This window comes from Micromonospora sp. WMMD964 (assembly GCF_029581455.1).
Taxonomy (GTDB): Bacteria; Actinomycetota; Actinomycetes; order Mycobacteriales; family Micromonosporaceae; genus Micromonospora.
In genome coordinates, this window is sequence record NZ_CP120860.1 from 1551364 (window position 1) to 1567814 (window position 16451).

The following is a 16451-nucleotide window of genomic DNA, read 5'->3' on the forward strand; positions in this document are numbered from 1 at the left end:
CCCACCCCGGCGGTTCCGGGACGTCGGCGGGCGTTATTCCGGGACGACCATGAAGTCGGTCACGAACGAGGTGACCCGGCCGTCGGCGGTACGACCGATCCAGGTGCCGTAGCAGCCGTCGCCCCAACCGCTGGTCACGGTGACGACGTTGGCCCCACTGGCCTCGTCCAACACGGCGGTGATCAGCCCTGGCACCGGGGACGAGGGCAGCTCGGCCGGGATGAAGACCTCCTCGACCCGGTCGTAGTCCCAGCCCTCCAGGACGGCGAGTGCGGTCGGGTCGGCGAGGGTGCCGACGCCGGCGTCCACCCCGTACCCGAAGTAGTCGTCCGCGCCGAGCGTGGCGACGTCCTGGTCACCCGCGACGGCCGGCTCCCAGCGGACCGTCGGCTCGGTCGAGACGACCAGCTCGAACGCGGCCACCCGCCGGTCCACCTCGGCGTCCTCCCGGAGCACCACCGCCACCCAGGCGCGGGCGGGGTGCCGGCCCGGCGGCACGGTGACCGTGAACGGCTCGGCCTCCGGGCAGACCAGCGGGTCACACCCCACCACCCGACCGGTCGGCAACACGATGTCGCCCACCGGGTGGGCCTCGATCAGGTACGCGCCGTGCTGGTCGGTGAAGCGGGCGCCGGGCGTCAGCAACCGGTCCAGATCAGGGGTGTACGGCATGAGGGCTCCTCCGGTCGCCAGCGGCCGGCGGAGCGTACCCGGTGCGGCGGACACCGCCGTCGCTGCCGTACGGTCAGGCGCTCTTGCGGGGTGCGGTCTTGCGCGCGGCCGTCTTCTTCGCCGGCTCCGCCTTCTTCGCGGTGGTCTTCTTGGCGGCGGTCTTCTTCGCCGGTTCGGCCGCCTTCTTCTCGGCGGTCTTCTTCGCCGCGGTCTTCTTCGCGGGGGCCTTCGCGGCCTTCTTCTCCGCCGCCTTCTGCGCGGACCGGGCCGACGAGATGGGTGTCGGCTCGCCGCCACCACCGCGGGCGGGTTGCTCGCCGCGAGCCGCCTTGGCCCGCTCCACCGACGCCTTCAACGCGGCCATCAGGTCCACCGCGGCGGCCGGGGCCTCCTCGACCTCCTCCGGCTGCACGACCTCCCGACCCTCCACCTTGGCGTCGATGACCTCCTGCAACGCGGCCCGGTAGTCGTCGGTGAAGACGTCCGGCTCGAACTCGCCGGTCATCGAGTCGATCAGGGAACTGGCCATCGCCAGCTCCGGCGGACGCACCTTGAGGTCCTCGTCCAGGAAACCGAAGTCCGGGGTACGGATCTCGTCCGGCCAGAGCATCGTGTTGAGCAGCAGCACGCCCTCGCGGACCCGCAGCGTGGCGAGCTGCTCCCGCTGACGGAGCGCCACCTTGACGATGGCCACCCGCTCCGAGTCGATGAGCGCGTCGCGCAGCAGCACGTACGGCTTGGTCGCCGCGCCCTCCGGTTCGAGGAAGTACGCCTTGTTGTAGAGGATCGGGTCGACCTGCTCGGCCGGTACGAACTCCAGCACGTCGATCGCCCGGGAACTGGTCAGCGGCAGGTCGGCGAAGTCCTCGTCGGTGAGGATCACCATCTCCCCGCCACCGATGTCGTAGCCCTTGGCGATGTCGTCGTAGGTGACCTCCTCGCCGCAGACCGAGCAGGTGCGCTTGTAGCGGATCCGCCCGCCGTCCTCGCGGTGCACCTGGTGGAACCGGATGTCCTTCTCCTCGGTCGCGGAGTAGAGCTTCACCCCGATCGAGACGAGCCCGAACGACACGGCTCCCTTCCAGATGGCACGCATCCTGCGCTCCCTTCCCCGGTATCGACCATGCTCGCATCCGAAAGAACCGGACGCGAGGTGTTCGGCCTGCTACTACAGTCGGGTCGTGCCCGGCGCGCCGCTCAAGCCGATGCTCGCGATGACCGGGCCGCTCCCGGCGGGTGACGGCTGGGCGTACGAGTTCAAGTGGGACGGGGTCCGCGCGCTCGCCGACATCTCCGACGGTGGTCAGCACCTGTATGCCCGTTCCGGCGTGGAGATCACCGCCGCGTACCCGGAGTTGGCCTCCCTGCCCGAGCAGGTCGGCGACGCGCTGCTCGACGGCGAGGTGGTGCTGCTCGGCGAGGGTGGGCAGCCGTCGTTCACCGCGCTGGCCGAGCGGATGCACGTGCGGGACCGCAACAAGGCGGCCCGGTTGGCGGCGGTCATGCCGGTGACGTACATGATCTTCGACCTGCTGCGGCTCGACGGCGACGACCTGACCGGCTGGCCGTACGAGCGCCGCCGGGAGGCGCTGGACGGGCTGGGCCTGGGGAGCGCCCGCTGGGCGGTGCCGCCGATGTTCGCCGACGGGCCGGCCACCTATGAGGCGGCGGGCGAGCACGGCCTGGAGGGCGTGATGGCCAAGCGGGTCGGTGCCGTCTACCGCCCGGGGGTGCGCTCACCGGACTGGGTGAAGGTCAAGCTGGAGGTGACCGGTGACTTCGTCGTCGGCGGCTGGCGACCGGGCGCGCGCCGGATAGGCGGGCTGCTGGTCGGTGTGCCCGGCCCGGACGGCAGGTTGATCTACCGGGGTCGGGTCGGCGGCGGAATCGGCGCGGCCATCGAGCGGCAACTCCTCGCCGAGTTGGAGCCGCTGCGGTCCGGCGCGTCGCCGTTCGCCCCCGGCGTGCCGCGCGAGGATGCCCGGGGAGCCATCTGGGTAGAACCCCGGGTGGTGGTGGAGGTGAAGTACGGCCAACGCACCCCCGACGGCCGACTGCGCTTCCCCCGGGTGCTGCGGTTGCGCCCGGACAAACCTCCGGAGGAGGTCGACGATGCCGGCTGAGCGGCTACGGGTGGATGTCGAGGGCCGCCCGCTGGAGCTGTCCAACCTGGACAAGGTGCTCTACCCGGCGGCGGGTTTCACCAAGGGTGAGGTGATCGACTACTACACCCGGATCTCGCCGGTGCTGCTGCCGCACCTGCGGGATCGGCCGGTGACCCGGATCCGCTACCCCAACGGCGTGGACGACAAGTCGTTCTTCGAGAAGAACACCCCGGCCGCGACCCCGGACTGGGTGCGGGTGGAGAACCTGCCCGCGCCCGGCTCGACGAAGGGCCGGGAGACGATCGACTACGTGGTCGCCGACGACCTGCCCACGCTGGTGTGGCTGGCCAACCTGGCGGCGTTGGAGCTGCACACGCCGCAGTGGAAGGTGGGCGAGCACCCGGACATGATGGTCGTCGACCTGGACCCGGGGCCGCCGGCGGGGCTGGCCGAGTGCTGTCCGGTGGCGGTGCTGATGCGGGACCGGCTCGCCGACGACGGCATCGAGTCTTACCCGAAGACCTCCGGCAAGAAGGGCATGCAGCTCTGTTGCCCGATCGCCGGCACCCAGTCGTCCGACGACGTCTCCGCCTACGCCCGGCGGATCGCCCAGGAGTTGGAGAAGGCCCACCCGAAGCTGATCGTTTCGAAGATGGCGAAGAACCTCCGCCCGGGGAAGGTCTTCATCGACTGGAGCCAGAACAACGCGGCGAAGACCACCGTGGCGCCGTACTCCCTGCGGGCCCAGTCGGTGCCGTCGGTGTCGACGCCGCTGACCTGGGACGAGGTCGAGACCGGCGCCCGCGGTCGGAAACCGGCCGTCCGGCAGTTCACCGCCGCCGAGGTCCTGGATCGGGTCGAGGAGTACGACGACCTGCTCGCTCCGCTGCTCGACGGCGGCCCGGAACTACCCTCGGCCTGACAACCTTCGGTGACCCCGCGGCGTGTAAGGCGCGTGACCGACCAACAGAAACCACTGTCCGCGGCGGACCGGTCCTACGTCGCGTTCGTCGAGGTGGCGTGGGAGCGACACATCCGGCTGGCCATGTTGCTCAGCGGCGACCGGTGGCGGGCCGAGGAGTTGCTCCAGGACAGCCTGGTCAAGGTCTACGAACGGTGGCGGCGGCTGTCCCGGCTCGGCGACCCGCACGCCTACCTGCGCCGGGCCCTGGTCAACAACCACACGTCCGGTTGGCGTCGGCGTCGCCGCGAGAGCCTCTTCGCGGACGTCCCCGACCGGGCCACCCCGGCCGACGGCGTCGGCCCGGACGCGGTCGTCCTACGCCGGGCCCTGATGTCGCTGCCGGCGAAGCAGCGGGCGGTGGTGGTGCTCCGGCACTACGAGGACCTGAGCGAGCGCGAGGTCGCCCAGGTGCTGGGTTGCTCGCTGGGCACCGTCAAGAGCCAGAACGCCCGGGCGCTGGGCAAACTGCGCCACCTCCTTGAGGAATCCTTCGACTCGGTAAGCAGGTGAACGTCATGAACAGCATCGACGACCGTCTCGCCCATCGGCTGCACGACTTGATCGACGGCGAAACGGGCTCCGAACCCCCGGTGGGCACGTTGATCGAGCGCGGTCGACGGGCCCGCCGACGCCGGACCACAGCGCTTGTCGGCGGCACCTGCGTGCTGCTGGCGCTGGGCGTCGGCACCGCCGTGACCCTGCCGACGATCGCACCGTCGGGTCGGCCCGGAGTCAGCACCGAGGCCGCGCGACCGGGGCCGGTCTCACCGGCGATGCGGCTCGTCTCGGCCGCAGCCGCCAGCGAGAACATCAGCTACCGGATGCGGCTGACCAGCTCGGGTCCGGGCGGGCTGACCTACGAGGGCGCCTTCGACCCGAGGACCTCGACCGGCTACGTCCGTGCGCCGCAGGACGACTCGGTGATGACCGAGCTGCTGATCAACGGCACCCGGTACGAGGGTGGCGAGCGCCCGCTGAGCCCGCTGCCGGCCGACAAGGGGCCGGGCGAGACGTACGGCCGTTACGGGCAGTACCCGGGGACGTACAACCGGCTCTTCCTCTACGGTGACGGGAACGCGGTGCTGGGTGCCGCCGAACCCGACCCGGCTGCCCTGTTCGCGGCGTTGAAGCGCGTGAACGCGACGGTCACCGAGAACCCGGACGGCACCCTGCACTTCACGTACGCCACCACGGACAGGGACGGGTCGAGCAGCACGACCGGCGACGTCACGCTGAACCGCGACGGTCGGATCGCGAAGGTGGCGCTCACCGTCACCTGGCAGTCGACGGCGAAGGGTCGGCTCGACACCGGAACTGCCAACTCGACGCTCGAACTGTTCGACTACGGCGTCGACGTGACGGTCCAGCGCCCGACCGACGTTGTGATGATCAAGAAGTAGACCCGCGAGGCCCGGTGTCCACCCGGATGGACACCGGGCCGATGCGGCTCGTCCGGCCGGGTGCGGGCGGCGAGCCCCCACCGGCCGTTCCAGATCAGCGGTGTCCGAAGACCTTCCGGCTGGAGCCGAGCCGCAGGAGCACCGTCTCGCCGGTGGCGTCCTGCACCGCGTCGTTGTCGGTGATCGCGTACACCTCACCGTCGCCGGCCACGGTCAAACCCTCAAGCTTCTCCTGGGTCCACCCGTTGGTGGCGCGCAGCGCGGGCAGCACGTCGACGGCGAGCGTCTTCGGCAGCACCGTCAGCGGGCCGGTCGCCGCCGCACCCGGCAGCGGCACCGTGTAGATCCGCTTGACCGCGGCGGCCGGGCCGTTCAGCTTGTCCCGTTCGATGACGGCGAGCCGGTCGCCGACCACGGTGATCTCGGAGAGGCCCATCCAGTCGCCCGGCACCGAGGTGCTGCCCAGCTGGTAGCCGAACCAACTCCAGGTGCCCGCCGTGACGTCGTAGCGGCCGAGCCGCACGATGCCGGCCGGATCGGTGCTCAACTCCCGCTGCACGGCCACCCAGACGATCTCCCGGCCCTGCCGGTCGGTGGTTGCGGTGACACCCTCCAAGCCCTGCTTACCGAGACCGGCGGCGACCTCGGCGGGCAGTGCGACGGTCTGCCGGGTGAATCCGGCCGCGTCGAGCCGGACCAGCTTGTTCTCCGCACCCTTGGCACCCTCGACGGCGAGCCAGAAGCCGCCCTGCGGGCGGGCGAAGACGCCCTCCGCGTCGTACCCGACGGGTGCTCCGGCCGCGTCCTTCACCGGCAACGCGCCGGTGATCACGGCGGGCGTCCGCTTCGCGTCGATGGTGAGGATGCGGGTCTGGCTGTACGCCGCGTCGGTGACGCTGTAGAGCTGATCCCGCTTGCCCGGTACCGCGCTCAACGCGCCGAGCGCGCCCCAACCGATCGGTGCGCCGGTCGGGTCGGTGCCGGAAACGATGCTCGGGAACGTCGGCGTGCCCTTGCCGAGCTGGAAGAGCGACACCGACGCCCGGACGTTCACCGAGGGGTCGTCCTCCTCGCTGGAGACCGCGAGCAGACCACGCGCCGGGATCGGCAGCAGCCCCTCCGGCCCGTTGGTGGTGGGCAGGACCTGCTTGAACACCGGCCTGGTGGGATCGCCCAGGTCGTAGACGGCGACGAAGTTGCTGCGCTCCGAGCCGACGAACGCGTACCGCACCCCGTCGTACTCGGCGACCGCCACGCCCTCCGGCTCGGTGCCCTTCTTGCCGGCCCGGTCCTCGTTGTGCAGCCCGTACGTGACGGCGAGCCGCTCGAAGGTGTTCCCGGCGTCCCAGGCGACCCGGCCGCTACGGCTGTCGAAGACGGACCAGCCGCGGGTGCCGCCGCGCCAGTCGCCCTCGTTGGCCGTGGCGAGGTAGCGGTCGTCGACCCAGGCCACCGCGTCCGGCTCGCGCGGGACGTCGGTGATGCTGCCGGTCAGGTCGATGACACCGTCCTTCGTGGTGTCGATCCCGCTGATCGTGGCGGTGCCCGCGCTGAAAACCCTGGTGATCCGGCCGGTGGGCAGGTCGACGAGGACGACGCCGTTGTTCTCCTGGAGCGTCACGGCCAGCTGGTTGCGGCTGTTGATCGAGACGTACTCCGGCTCCGGGTCGGTGGGCGCGGCGAGGCCCGCCTGGACCAGCGCGGGCAGCGCGCTGCCGTCGGCGGCGGTCAACGGGACCGGGCGGAGCCGCCAACCGGCCGGGGACTTCCCGTTCAGGTCGACGATCTGCACGAAACCGGCGGGAGCCTGGGGCAGGTCACCCTCCTCGCCGCCGGGCGGGGTGGCCTCCTCGTCGCGCTCGTTCTCGATGGCGATCGCGGCGTACCGCTTGTCGGTGCTGATCGCGATCGAGTCGGGCTGGCCGCCGAGGTCGAAGCTGGCCACCCGCTTGCGGCCGGCCAACTCGATCACGTCGAGGCGACCGGACGGCTCGGTGAAGCTGCGGCTGGTGTTGACCACCACCAGCACGTACTTCCCGACCACGGCGACCGAGGTCGGCTCGTCCTCGGCGTCGCCGAGCTGCGCCAGGGAGAGCGTGCCGAGGCCGCGCGGCCGGTCGGCCCGGGAGATGTCCAGGAAACCGATCCGCTTGGCCAGCGCGTCGGTGTGGATCAGCGTGCGGCCGTCCTCGCTCACCGCCGAGATTTCGGCGACCGTCGCGGTCGCCGGGTCCTCGCCGGCCGGGCGGTTCTGGAACACCGGGTACGTGGCGACCCGGTCGAAGGCGAGCGACCCGCCCGGGTGGTGGTGTCCGCCGGCCGACGCGGGGATGGCCCCGGTCAGGCTGGCGGCGGCGACACCGGCGGCGGTGAGCGCGGTGAATGCTCGTCTGAGTGTCAAGGACTTCCTCCGTTAGGTCGTACCCGCACGGAGGCTGACACCCGTTGGGGAGCATCAGCTTGCGCCGACGTGAACAGCGGGCGAAGCACACGACCAGGAGACGCCTGTCGCTAGAGTTCGGCCATGCGTCAGAGTGAGCTTGTCGATGCGCTGCGTGAGATTCCGGCGTTGACTGTGGTGTCCGACGGTCCCGCCCTGGTCGTCACGGTGCCCGCGATCGGTCAGAGCCTGCGGCTGCACGCCGAGGCGGTGACCTGGCTGAAGCCCGGTGTGCTGCCGACCGGAGAGCCGTTCCTGCAACTCCAGGGACGGATGCACGACCATGAGGTACGTCTGGTGCTGCTGAACGACGACGTGGGGTGGGTGCCTCCTGACGTCAACTCCCTGCTGGACACCGAGATCCCGGTGACCATCACCGACGCGCCGGAGATGGTCGCGTACTCCGACCTGGAACGGGAAGCCGTCCGGGCGCTGGCTGCGGCCGACCGCCCGGACGTGAACCTGTTCGCCCTCGCCGCGACGCTGCTGGTGCACCGGTGCGCCATCGTCGGTGCCCTGCGGCTCGGCCTGCGGCCGCTACGTGTTGTTCAGCTCTGGCATGAGCTGTGGTGCCAGGTGGGCGAGTTGCTTCACGGCCCGTTCTGGCCCGATCCGTACTGGGACCGGCTCCTGCTGGAGGCGGGAGTGCCGCTGGCCCCGTACGAGCAGGCCCGACTCGGGGATCGACCGGCCGTCGAGACGCTGACCGTGGCCGACCTGCGGGCGATGGAACCGGTGTTGACTGTCGACCGGGCGGACGCCCACTTCCTCGCCGCCTGGCGGCAGTGGATGAAGCTGACCCCGAGCCAGGTGTGCGAGGTGCTGACGGCCGACCTGCCCGAGGCCAGGATCGAGGTGTCGCTCTACATCGAGGGCGGAGGCGCGGTCTCGATGCGCATCGCGCCGTCCGGCGTCTTCCAGGCCCTGATCGAGTTGCGGCTGTCCTTCACCACGCGGTCCGCGTCACTCGACGAGATCCGCATCGCCGACGAGTTGAAGGGCAGCGGACTCTTCCCGCGACTCCGCTCCAACATCGAGAACTTCACCCGATCACTGGGGTTGCTGTCTCTGAAGGTCTACGCCACCGGCGACGGCAGTGTGGCGTTCGCCCGCGCCGGCTACGACTGGGACCGATCCTGAGTCAGCGCCGTCAGCGCCGGTCGCTCAGAGTGCGCCTCAGTTGGGCGGTGGCGTCCACGCCGATGGCCTGCTGGGTTGCCGTGAGCAGTTGCCCACACAACACCCGCGCGGTCTCGATCTCGGAGCGGGCGTGCCCCACCTCCCGGAGCAGGGCTTCGCGCTGGTCATCGGCGACCGTCCGGATGTCCGGGACCTCGCTGCGGCGCGCGTTGCGCACCTCGTTCGCCACCACCAACACGAAGTCCGTCCGGTCGCGGTCGAGCGTGGTTGCCGTGGACGCGGCCGGACTGTCGGCCACCACCCGGGTGACGGCCTCGGCGGGCAGGAAGAACAACGTCGTCGTGGAGAACTGGCTGAGGGCGGCCTGTTGCTGCCAGCGGGTCAGCAACCCCGACTTGCCGTCGAGGAAGGGTGCCATCGCGAACGCGAAGTCCACGTCCACGGTGGCGAGCAGCGCCCGGGAGTCCTCGAGGCTTTTTCGGAGCTGATTGATCAGCGTGGACTGCCGGTACAGGAGGGTGGCGAACTCCGATTGGTCGTCGGCGCGGGGCTCGCCGCCGGAGATCAGCGTGTCGGCCAGGGTCAGGAGGCGCTCGCCGTTCAGGCACAGCTCCTGGAGAGTCAGGACCACGCCCAGCAGATCGGCGCCGACCTTCGCGTCCTGGGACACCGCACGCCGGTCCAGCACTCTGGTGACGTACGAGCTGATGATCTGAACCACCGTGGACAGCAGTTCACCCACTGCGCGGCTCCCTCGAAAGCGGTGTGGCCGCGAGTGTAGTCGCCGGCTGCCCGCCCTGGCCGGATCGCCACCAGGCGCCGCCGACCAGGGCCACGGTGATGACGCTGACCGCGATGTCGCCGGCCACTGCCGCCGCCGGGCTCGCCGGGGAGTACGGCGGCACGAGGTACGCGAATGCGGCGGCGCTGACCACGCTCGCCGAGGCGGCGACGAGCACGTGCCGCTGCCCCCAGCGCACGCCCGCCGACCAGTAGGCGATGGTGGCCCCCACGATGGCGGCGAGCCCCAGCGCGATGGCCACCCCCGTCCAGCCCGGCGTGAGGTCGGTGCCGAAGCGGACGAGGACGACCAGCAGGCCGACCCACAGCGGATGCGGGACCCGGCGTGCGCGGCGCGGAGAGGGGCGACGCCAGCGGGGAAGCAGTGCCGTCGCGACGAGGGCAAGGACCAGCAACGTCGCGAAGGTCAGTTGTAGTGGGCTGGCCAGGAAGCCCTTGTCCCCGTTGATGTCCGAGAAGATGAACAGACTGCCGAGCAGGTAGATCAGACCGACGACGACGAGACCTGATCGGCCCAGCCACGGCCGAAGCCGGCGGTCCGCCCCTTGGAACGACTCGATCAGCACGATCGGCGCGCAGATCGTCAGCACGATGTGGTTGCCCACGTAGTCGAACGCCTGCCGGAGGCTGAATCCGAGCCCCGGCACCAGCGTCGCCTCGGCGGCGGCCCGGGTGTCGGCGTACTGGGTGTCGTCGAGGAAGTCGGGGTTGAACAGCGACTGGTCGACCAGCCCGGCCTGGAGCACCCCGAACGCGGCGGCGAGCAGCACGATCGTCGGCCAGCCCGCGCCGAGGTGCCGGGCGGTCTCCCGGATCAGGATCGCCGCGCCGCCGTACATCGGACCCAGGAAGATCAGCACCGGGAGGAAGTCGTCGATGGCGAAGCCACCCCACGAGCACTCGGCCGCCCAGGGCGCGAGCAGCAGCAACGCGATCACCGGCAGGAGCCGACGGCGCAGCGGGAGACGGCCGTTTGTGGCACGGTCCGTGGCGGAGTGCTGCGGGGCGGTGCTGTCGGCGGGGTCGGGCTCGGTCGGCATGGGCGCTCCTCGGCGGCGCGTTGGGGGTCGTCTATCACCGTGCGGTGGCCACCCGGCCAGCCGCTACGGCCATCGGCCGACGACGACCGCGACCAAAGTCGTTGAGTACTGTGGTGCCGACCTCGACCGGGGAGCGTGGAGATGCAGCCAACCGTCACGGCCGACCTGTCGGTCCTGCCCGCCGACGCCCAGCAACCGATGCTGAGCTACCGCGACGAGGCGACCGGCGAGCGCGTCGACCTGACCGCCCAGCAGGTCGGTCAGTGGGCGGCGCGCAGCGCGAGCCTGCTGCGGGACGGCTGCGGGCTCGGCCCCGGCAGCCGCGTAGCGGTGTTGCTGCCGCCGCACTGGCGTACCGCCGTGGTGTTGTTGGGCGCCTGGGCCTCGGGCCTGGCGGTGTCGTTCCGACCGCGCGCCACGGCGGGCCTGGCGGTGTTGGAGGCGGGCGGTGACCGGCCGTTCGACGCGGTCCTCGTGACGCCGGAGCGGCAGGACGACTGGCTGGAGGACGTGCCGGAAGCGACGCATCGCTACCTCGTCGGCACCGGCCCAGGTCCGCTGGCCGACGTGCCGCTGGGCTGGCTGGACTGGTCCGCCGAGGTGCTCCGTCACCCGGACATCACGCCCGACCACACCGCCATCCACCCGTCGGACCCGGCCACCGCGGACGGCACCACCTACGGCCAGTGGGGTGCGCTCGCCCAGGAGTTCGCCACGATGCTGGACCTACGCGCCGGTGATCGACTGCTGGTCGACGCCGCCGAGACCGAGCAGCCGCTGAAATGGTTGCTCGCGCCGCTCTCGGTCGGCGCGTCCGTGGTGATCAGCGCCAATCTCGACCCGGCGCGGCGGGACGCCGTGGTCGCCGCCGAGCAGGTGACCCGGGTGCTTTGACACCCGCCGGTCCGGCCACACAGCGCTCCGTGATCCGGTTCCGTTACATCGGCGTATGACCAGCTCAGAGGGTCTTTTGTCGATGCTGTCGGCGTGTTCTCATACCGGAACGACGACGCCATCGACCCTGCACCGCCTCCCTCACCGAAAGGTGCACCGATGCACACCAGACCGACCTTCCGACTGGCGGTCCTCACCGCCACCGCCGCCACGCTCCTGGCGTCCGGCGGTGCCTCCGGTGCGCTGGCCACAGCCGCCCCAGCGAGCGCCTCCCCGGGCGTCACGGCGTGTGAGCCGGGTACCGACGCGCACGGCGTCGCCCGGGTCGCCGAGGGCGCCACCGCGCAGGAACCGGAGCTGTACTCCAAGAACGAGGCCAACGCCTACGGGGTGATCAAGGACGCGCCGCGCCTGCCCGACGGCAGCGTCACCATCCCGACCGTCTTCCACATGGTCTCCGACCACCCGCTCACCGCGGCCGAGACGACCAGGTGGAACAACCTGATCGCCGCACAGATGACGGTGCTCAACGACTCGTTCGCGGGTCGTACGGCGGGCGACGCCGCCGACACGCCGTTCCGGTTCTCGCTCGTCGACACGACGTGGACGGTGAACAGCGCCTGGTACACGGTCGTGCCGGGCAAGAACGAGCGGGACATGAAGAAGGCGCTCTACACCGGTGACTCCCGCACCCTCAACGTGTACGCGGCCAACATCGGTGGCGGGCTCCTCGGCTGGGCGTACTTCCCGAAGGGTTACAACAACGGCCGCGACTACATCGACGGCGTCGTGATGCTCGACGAGTCGATGCCGGGCGGTACGGCCGGCAAGTACGCCCTGGGTGACACGCTGACGCACGAGGTGGGGCACTGGCTGATGTTGGAGCACACCTTCGCGCACGGCTGCTCCGCGTCCGGCGACTTCGTCGCCGACACCCCGCGCGAGGCGGGCCCACAGTTCGACTGCCCCGTGGGCGCGGACTCCTGCACCGCGCCCGGGCTGGACCCGATCCACAACTTCATGGACTACACGCAGGACTCCTGCATGAACATGTTCACGGCGGGCCAGGCGGACCGGATGAGCGACGCCTGGGTGGCGTTCCGCGCCGGCGGCGCCGGGTAACTCGACGCGCGGCAGGGCCGGCGGGTCGCCACAGGCGATTCGTCGGCCCTTCTCGTGCCTGCGGCGCGAGGCGCTGTTCCGCCGCACGGGTGCGTCACCCTTCCGGTGGAGGCCAGCTGATCCGTCCACTTTCACGTTTTACCTGCTCCTACGCTTCGCCGAAGGCAGGTGCGTGGTCTTTCCACAGTGGCGGGGGCGATGGTGGTGTCGAGGCGTACACGTCGGGCTGTGGTTTCGGCGGTGGCCGGTGCGCTGTTCGCCCTCGGGGTGGTCGCGCCCGGCCCGGCGGCGGCCCCGCCGCCCCGCGCGGCCGGGGCCGACGGCGACCTGACGCCCGTGCCGACCGAGCCGCGCCCGCCGCAGTTGCCAGCGGACTTCCAGGGCACCGGCCGGTACATCGTGCGCGACCTCGGCATCGACGTGCCGTTCACCTGGCAGGGCCGTGACGGCAACAGTCAGATGGTCGCCGGCGGCCCGGAGCATCCGATCTGGTTCACCAACCTGATCTACGAGAACACGCTTTACACGCTCACCTACAAGTGGCCGAACATCCCGCTGTTCCCGCCGCGCGAGTGCAGCAAGGTCCCGGGGTTCTTCAACCGGCAGATCTTCAACGACAAGCTGAAGACGTCTCGTTTCGTCGGGCCGGAGATCCTGCAGGGGGAGAGGGACCGGCACGTCGACCACTGGCGGGTCGGTGTCGTCGGCGGCTCCACCGTGCCGGGGGACTTCTTCCGGTTCCCGCTCGCGCTCGGCGACATCTACGTCGACCAGCGCGACCCGACCCGGTGGTGGCAGGTGCTCCAGTTCGGCCTGCAGAACCTCTTCGACCCCGAGCTGGACGAGTGGTTCACCATGGACAGTTTCGACCACCGCCCCGGCCAGGTGACCCTCCCCGACCGCTGCCCACCCCCCACGTCGTGACCCCCCGGCCGAGCTGGGTTGATCAATCCGCACCCGCCGCGCTGATCCACTCCGTTTCGCCGAAAGTGCGGTATCGAAGCGTCTGGGATACCGCACTTTCGGCGATCTGGAGTCGATCAAGGCGCCCGCGGCGCGGCAGAGCGGGCGCGGCCGGAGCGGAAGCGTCAGTCGATGGTCGGGAGCTTCGGGCCGAGGACGTCGTCGGCGTCGACGATCGTGTACGCGTACCCCTGCTCGGCGAGGAAGCGCTGCCGGTGTGCCGCGTACTCGGTGTCGATCGTGTCCCGGGACACCACGGTGTAGAAGTGCGCCTGTCGGCCGTCGGCCTTCGGCCGGAGCACCCGACCCAACCGCTGCGCCTCCTCCTGGCGTGACCCGAACGTCCCGGACACCTGGATCGCCACCGCCGCCTCGGGAAGGTCGATGGAGAAGTTGCCGACCTTGGAGATCACCAACGTCCGCAGCTCGCCGGAGCGGAACGCGTCGAACAGTCGCTCCCGTTCCTTGTTCGTTGTCGAACCCTGGATGATCGGCGCGTCGAGGTACTCGCCGAGCTGGTGCAACTGATCGATGTACGCCCCGATCACCAGCACCTGGTCCTCCGGGTGCTGATCGACCAACGCCTTCACCACCGGCAGCTTGGTGCGGGCGGTCGCCGCCATCCGGTAGCGCTCCTCGGCCTCCGCCGTCGCGTACGACATGCGCTCCGCGTCGGTCAGGGTCACCCGGACCTCGGTGCACTCGGCCGGGGCGATCCAGCCCTGCGACTCGATGTCCTTCCACGGCGCGTCGTACCGCTTCGGCCCGATCAGGCTGAACACGTCACCCTCGCGGCCGTCCTCGCGGACCAGAGTCGCGGTGAGGCCCAGCCGACGGCGGGCCTGGAGGTCCGCCGTGAAGCGGAAGATCGGCGCGGGCAGCAGGTGCACCTCGTCGTAGACGACCAGGCCCCAGTCGCGGGCCCCGAACAGGTCCAGGTGGGTGAACGCACCGCCGCGCCGGGAGGTGAGCACCTGGTACGTGGCGATGGTGACCGGGCGGATCTCCTTGCGCTCGCCGGAGTACTCGCCGATCTCGTCCTCGGTCAGCGACGTGCGGGCGATCAGCTCCCGCTTCCACTGCCGGCCGGCGACCGTGTTGGTGACCAGGATCAGCGTGGTCGCCTTCGCCTCGGCCATCGCCGCCGCGCCGACCAGGGTCTTACCGGCCCCACAGGGCAGCACCACCACGCCCGACCCGCCGGCCCAGAACGCCTCGACGGCCTCCCGCTGGTACGACCGCAGCGTCCACGGCTTGCGCCCGTCCTTGCCGGCCTCGGCCAGCTCGATCGGGTGCGCCTCACCGTCGACGTAACCGGCCAGGTCCTCCGCCGGCCAGCCCAGCTTGAGCAGCGCCTGCTTGAGTCGGCCACGCTCGGACGGGTGCACCCGGATGGTGTCGTCGTCGATCTTGTCGCCGAGCATGCCGGCGAGCTTCTTGCTCTTGGCCACCTCGATCAGCACCAGCCGGTCCAGTGCCCGCAGCACCAGCCCGTGTGCCGGGTCGTTGGCGAGTTGGAGCCGACCGTAGCGGTCCATCGTCTCCGCCACGTCCACCAGCAGGGCGTGCGGCACCGGATAGCGGGAGTACTTCAGCAGCGAGTCGACCACACCCTCGGCGTCGTGCCCCGCCGCGCGGGCGTTCCACAGACCCAGCGGGGTCAGCCGGTACGTGTGCACGTGCTCCGGCGAGCGCTCCAACTCGGCGAAGGGCGCGATGGCCATCCGGCAGGCCTGCGCGTCGGGGTGGTCGATCTCCAGCAGCAGGGTCTTGTCCGACTGCACGATCAGTGGTCCACCGCTCACGCCAGCGTCCTCTCCTCGGTCGATCTTCGGCTCGGGCGGGTCGCATACCCGCAGCTGGCCGACCATCCAGTGTTGCACGCGGCGGGATGCCCGAAGAAAGATGCTCACCGGGTGCAACCGTGACGGCACTCACGAACGTCTAGCAAAGGGACGATTCTCCGGGGAGGTGCCATGAAGCGTGTCGTGAACACTTCCCGGCTGGTCGCCCTGCTGGTGGTCGTGCTGGTCGGTTCCGGTGCGTGCACGTTCGATCCGCAGCCCGGTGGGAGTGGTGGCGGGGGAGCCGCCCCAGCCGGTGCGGCGGAACAGGCAACGGGGGCGAGCGGCACTCCCGGGCCGGACCAGCGCGACCGGCCGCCGCCGGCCGCACCCACCTCCGCCACACCCAAGCCCAAGCCGAAACCCACCCGCAGTGCCACACCCGGACCAACCCCCAGCCGGGGTACGCCGACCGTCGCCGGCTGCCCACAGGGCCAGCACCAGCGCGCGGTGGAGACACACCTGGCCCAGTTGGGCGGGTTCGGGGCGGTCACCGTGGACGGCCGGCAGTCCGCCGCCGACTGCGCCGCCATCAAGAAGTTCCAGAAGAGGTACGGCATTCGCCCCGTCGAGGGTCGCGCCGGACCGACCACCCTCGACGTGGCCCAGCGCCTCGCCACCACCGATCCCAGTCGATGCAAGGCGGGCACGGGCACCACGTTCTGTGTCGACCTGACCCGGCAGACCGTCTGGGCGGTCCGGGGCGGCAAGGTGATCATGGAGCCGACGGTGACCCGCACCGGAATGTCCGGCTACCGCACCCCGTCCGGCACGTTCACGGTCAACTTCCGCAATCCCAAGGAGTGGTCCGACCCGTACGAGGTGTGGCTGCCGTACTGGCAGCACTTCACCCAGGGGATGGGCTTCCACGAGACCACCACCTACCTGCACGACAAGTCGATCGGCTCGCACGGCTGCGTCAACCTCCTGCACGCCGACGCGGTCCGGATGTGGGAGCTGGGCAAGGTCGGCACGCGGGTGGTGCTGATCGGTCGACGCCCCGGCACCTGACGACACGGCGGCGAATCGGGGGTTCAACCCCTGTCCGACCGGTCCAACGAGTGTC

At 70.7% G+C, this 16451-nt stretch carries 15 protein-coding genes; 9 read left to right on the forward strand and 6 right to left on the reverse strand.

The window, feature by feature from the left end; all coding sequences use genetic code 11:
• Positions 1–33: 33 nt before the first annotated feature.
• Complete coding sequence (locus O7616_RS07295) at positions 34–672, reverse strand: DUF4241 domain-containing protein (RefSeq protein WP_282306135.1); 639 nt, start codon at positions 670–672, stop codon at positions 34–36.
• Positions 673–745: 73 nt separating this feature from the next.
• The gene (locus O7616_RS07300) at positions 746–1768 is read right to left on the reverse strand and encodes a Ku protein (protein WP_282306136.1); all 1023 of its coding nucleotides are present in this window, start codon (positions 1766–1768) and stop codon (positions 746–748) included.
• Between the two features lie 85 nt (positions 1769–1853).
• On the opposite strand from O7616_RS07300, the gene ligD (O7616_RS07305) reads away from it, so the two are divergent.
• The 4 genes from ligD (O7616_RS07305) to O7616_RS07320 are packed head-to-tail and all read left to right on the forward strand — an operon-like array spanning position 1854 to position 5141.
• Positions 1854–2795, forward strand: a complete 942-nt coding sequence (ligD, locus tag O7616_RS07305) for a non-homologous end-joining DNA ligase (protein ID WP_282306137.1) — start codon at positions 1854–1856, stop codon at positions 2793–2795.
• Positions 2785–3699, forward strand: coding sequence for a non-homologous end-joining DNA ligase (gene ligD / locus O7616_RS07310; protein ID WP_282306138.1), 915 nt, complete (start codon positions 2785–2787; stop codon positions 3697–3699). The genes ligD (O7616_RS07305) and ligD (O7616_RS07310) overlap by 11 nt, the downstream gene beginning before the upstream one ends.
• 33 nt (positions 3700–3732) lie before the next feature.
• Positions 3733–4251: a SigE family RNA polymerase sigma factor gene (locus tag O7616_RS07315; RefSeq protein ID WP_282306139.1), complete on the forward strand. Its 519-nt coding sequence runs from the start codon at positions 3733–3735 to the stop codon at positions 4249–4251.
• A gap of 5 nt (positions 4252–4256) precedes the next feature.
• Positions 4257–5141, forward strand: a complete 885-nt coding sequence (locus O7616_RS07320) for a hypothetical protein (RefSeq protein ID WP_282306140.1) — start codon at positions 4257–4259, stop codon at positions 5139–5141.
• Positions 5142–5235: 94 nt separating this feature from the next.
• Here O7616_RS07320 and O7616_RS07325 read toward each other — a convergent pair whose 3' ends face one another.
• The gene (locus O7616_RS07325; RefSeq protein WP_282306141.1) at positions 5236–7542 is read right to left on the reverse strand and encodes an esterase-like activity of phytase family protein; all 2307 of its coding nucleotides are present in this window, start codon (positions 7540–7542) and stop codon (positions 5236–5238) included.
• 123 nt (positions 7543–7665) lie between these two features.
• On the opposite strand from O7616_RS07325, the gene O7616_RS07330 reads away from it, so the two are divergent.
• Entirely contained in the window at positions 7666–8721 is a 1056-nt protein-coding gene (locus O7616_RS07330; protein WP_282306142.1) for a hypothetical protein, read from the forward strand.
• 10 nt (positions 8722–8731) lie between these two features.
• Here the strand turns inward: O7616_RS07330 and O7616_RS07335 are convergent, their stop codons facing one another.
• Together O7616_RS07335 and O7616_RS07340 are read right to left on the reverse strand one after the other, a co-directional pair.
• Positions 8732–9463 (reverse strand): hypothetical protein, encoded by a 732-nt coding sequence (locus O7616_RS07335; RefSeq protein WP_282306143.1) that lies wholly within the window; start codon positions 9461–9463, stop codon positions 8732–8734.
• Positions 9456–10562 carry a hypothetical protein gene (locus tag O7616_RS07340; RefSeq protein WP_282306144.1) on the reverse strand — a complete coding sequence of 369 codons (1107 nt, stop codon included), beginning with the start codon at positions 10560–10562 and terminating at the stop codon, positions 9456–9458. Before O7616_RS07340 ends, O7616_RS07335 begins: the two co-directional genes overlap by 8 nt.
• Before the next feature lie 141 nt (positions 10563–10703).
• On the opposite strand from O7616_RS07340, the gene O7616_RS07345 reads away from it, so the two are divergent.
• From O7616_RS07345 to O7616_RS07355, 3 genes are all read left to right on the forward strand, one after another.
• Complete coding sequence (locus O7616_RS07345; protein WP_282306145.1) at positions 10704–11456, forward strand: TIGR03089 family protein; 753 nt, start codon at positions 10704–10706, stop codon at positions 11454–11456.
• 159 nt (positions 11457–11615) lie between these two features.
• Positions 11616–12578, forward strand: coding sequence for a zinc metalloprotease (locus O7616_RS07350; protein WP_282306146.1), 963 nt, complete (start codon positions 11616–11618; stop codon positions 12576–12578).
• Between the two features lie 228 nt (positions 12579–12806).
• Positions 12807–13502: a hypothetical protein gene (locus O7616_RS07355; RefSeq protein WP_282306147.1), complete on the forward strand. Its 696-nt coding sequence runs from the start codon at positions 12807–12809 to the stop codon at positions 13500–13502.
• 164 nt (positions 13503–13666) lie between these two features.
• Here the strand turns inward: O7616_RS07355 and O7616_RS07360 are convergent, their stop codons facing one another.
• Positions 13667–15346, reverse strand: a complete 1680-nt coding sequence (locus O7616_RS07360; protein ID WP_282306148.1) for a DNA repair helicase XPB — start codon at positions 15344–15346, stop codon at positions 13667–13669.
• Positions 15347–15517: 171 nt separating this feature from the next.
• Between O7616_RS07360 and O7616_RS07365 the strand changes: the two genes are divergently transcribed.
• The gene (locus O7616_RS07365; protein WP_282306149.1) at positions 15518–16396 is read left to right on the forward strand and encodes a L,D-transpeptidase family protein; all 879 of its coding nucleotides are present in this window, start codon (positions 15518–15520) and stop codon (positions 16394–16396) included.
• The last annotated feature ends 55 nt before the right edge of the window (positions 16397–16451 follow it).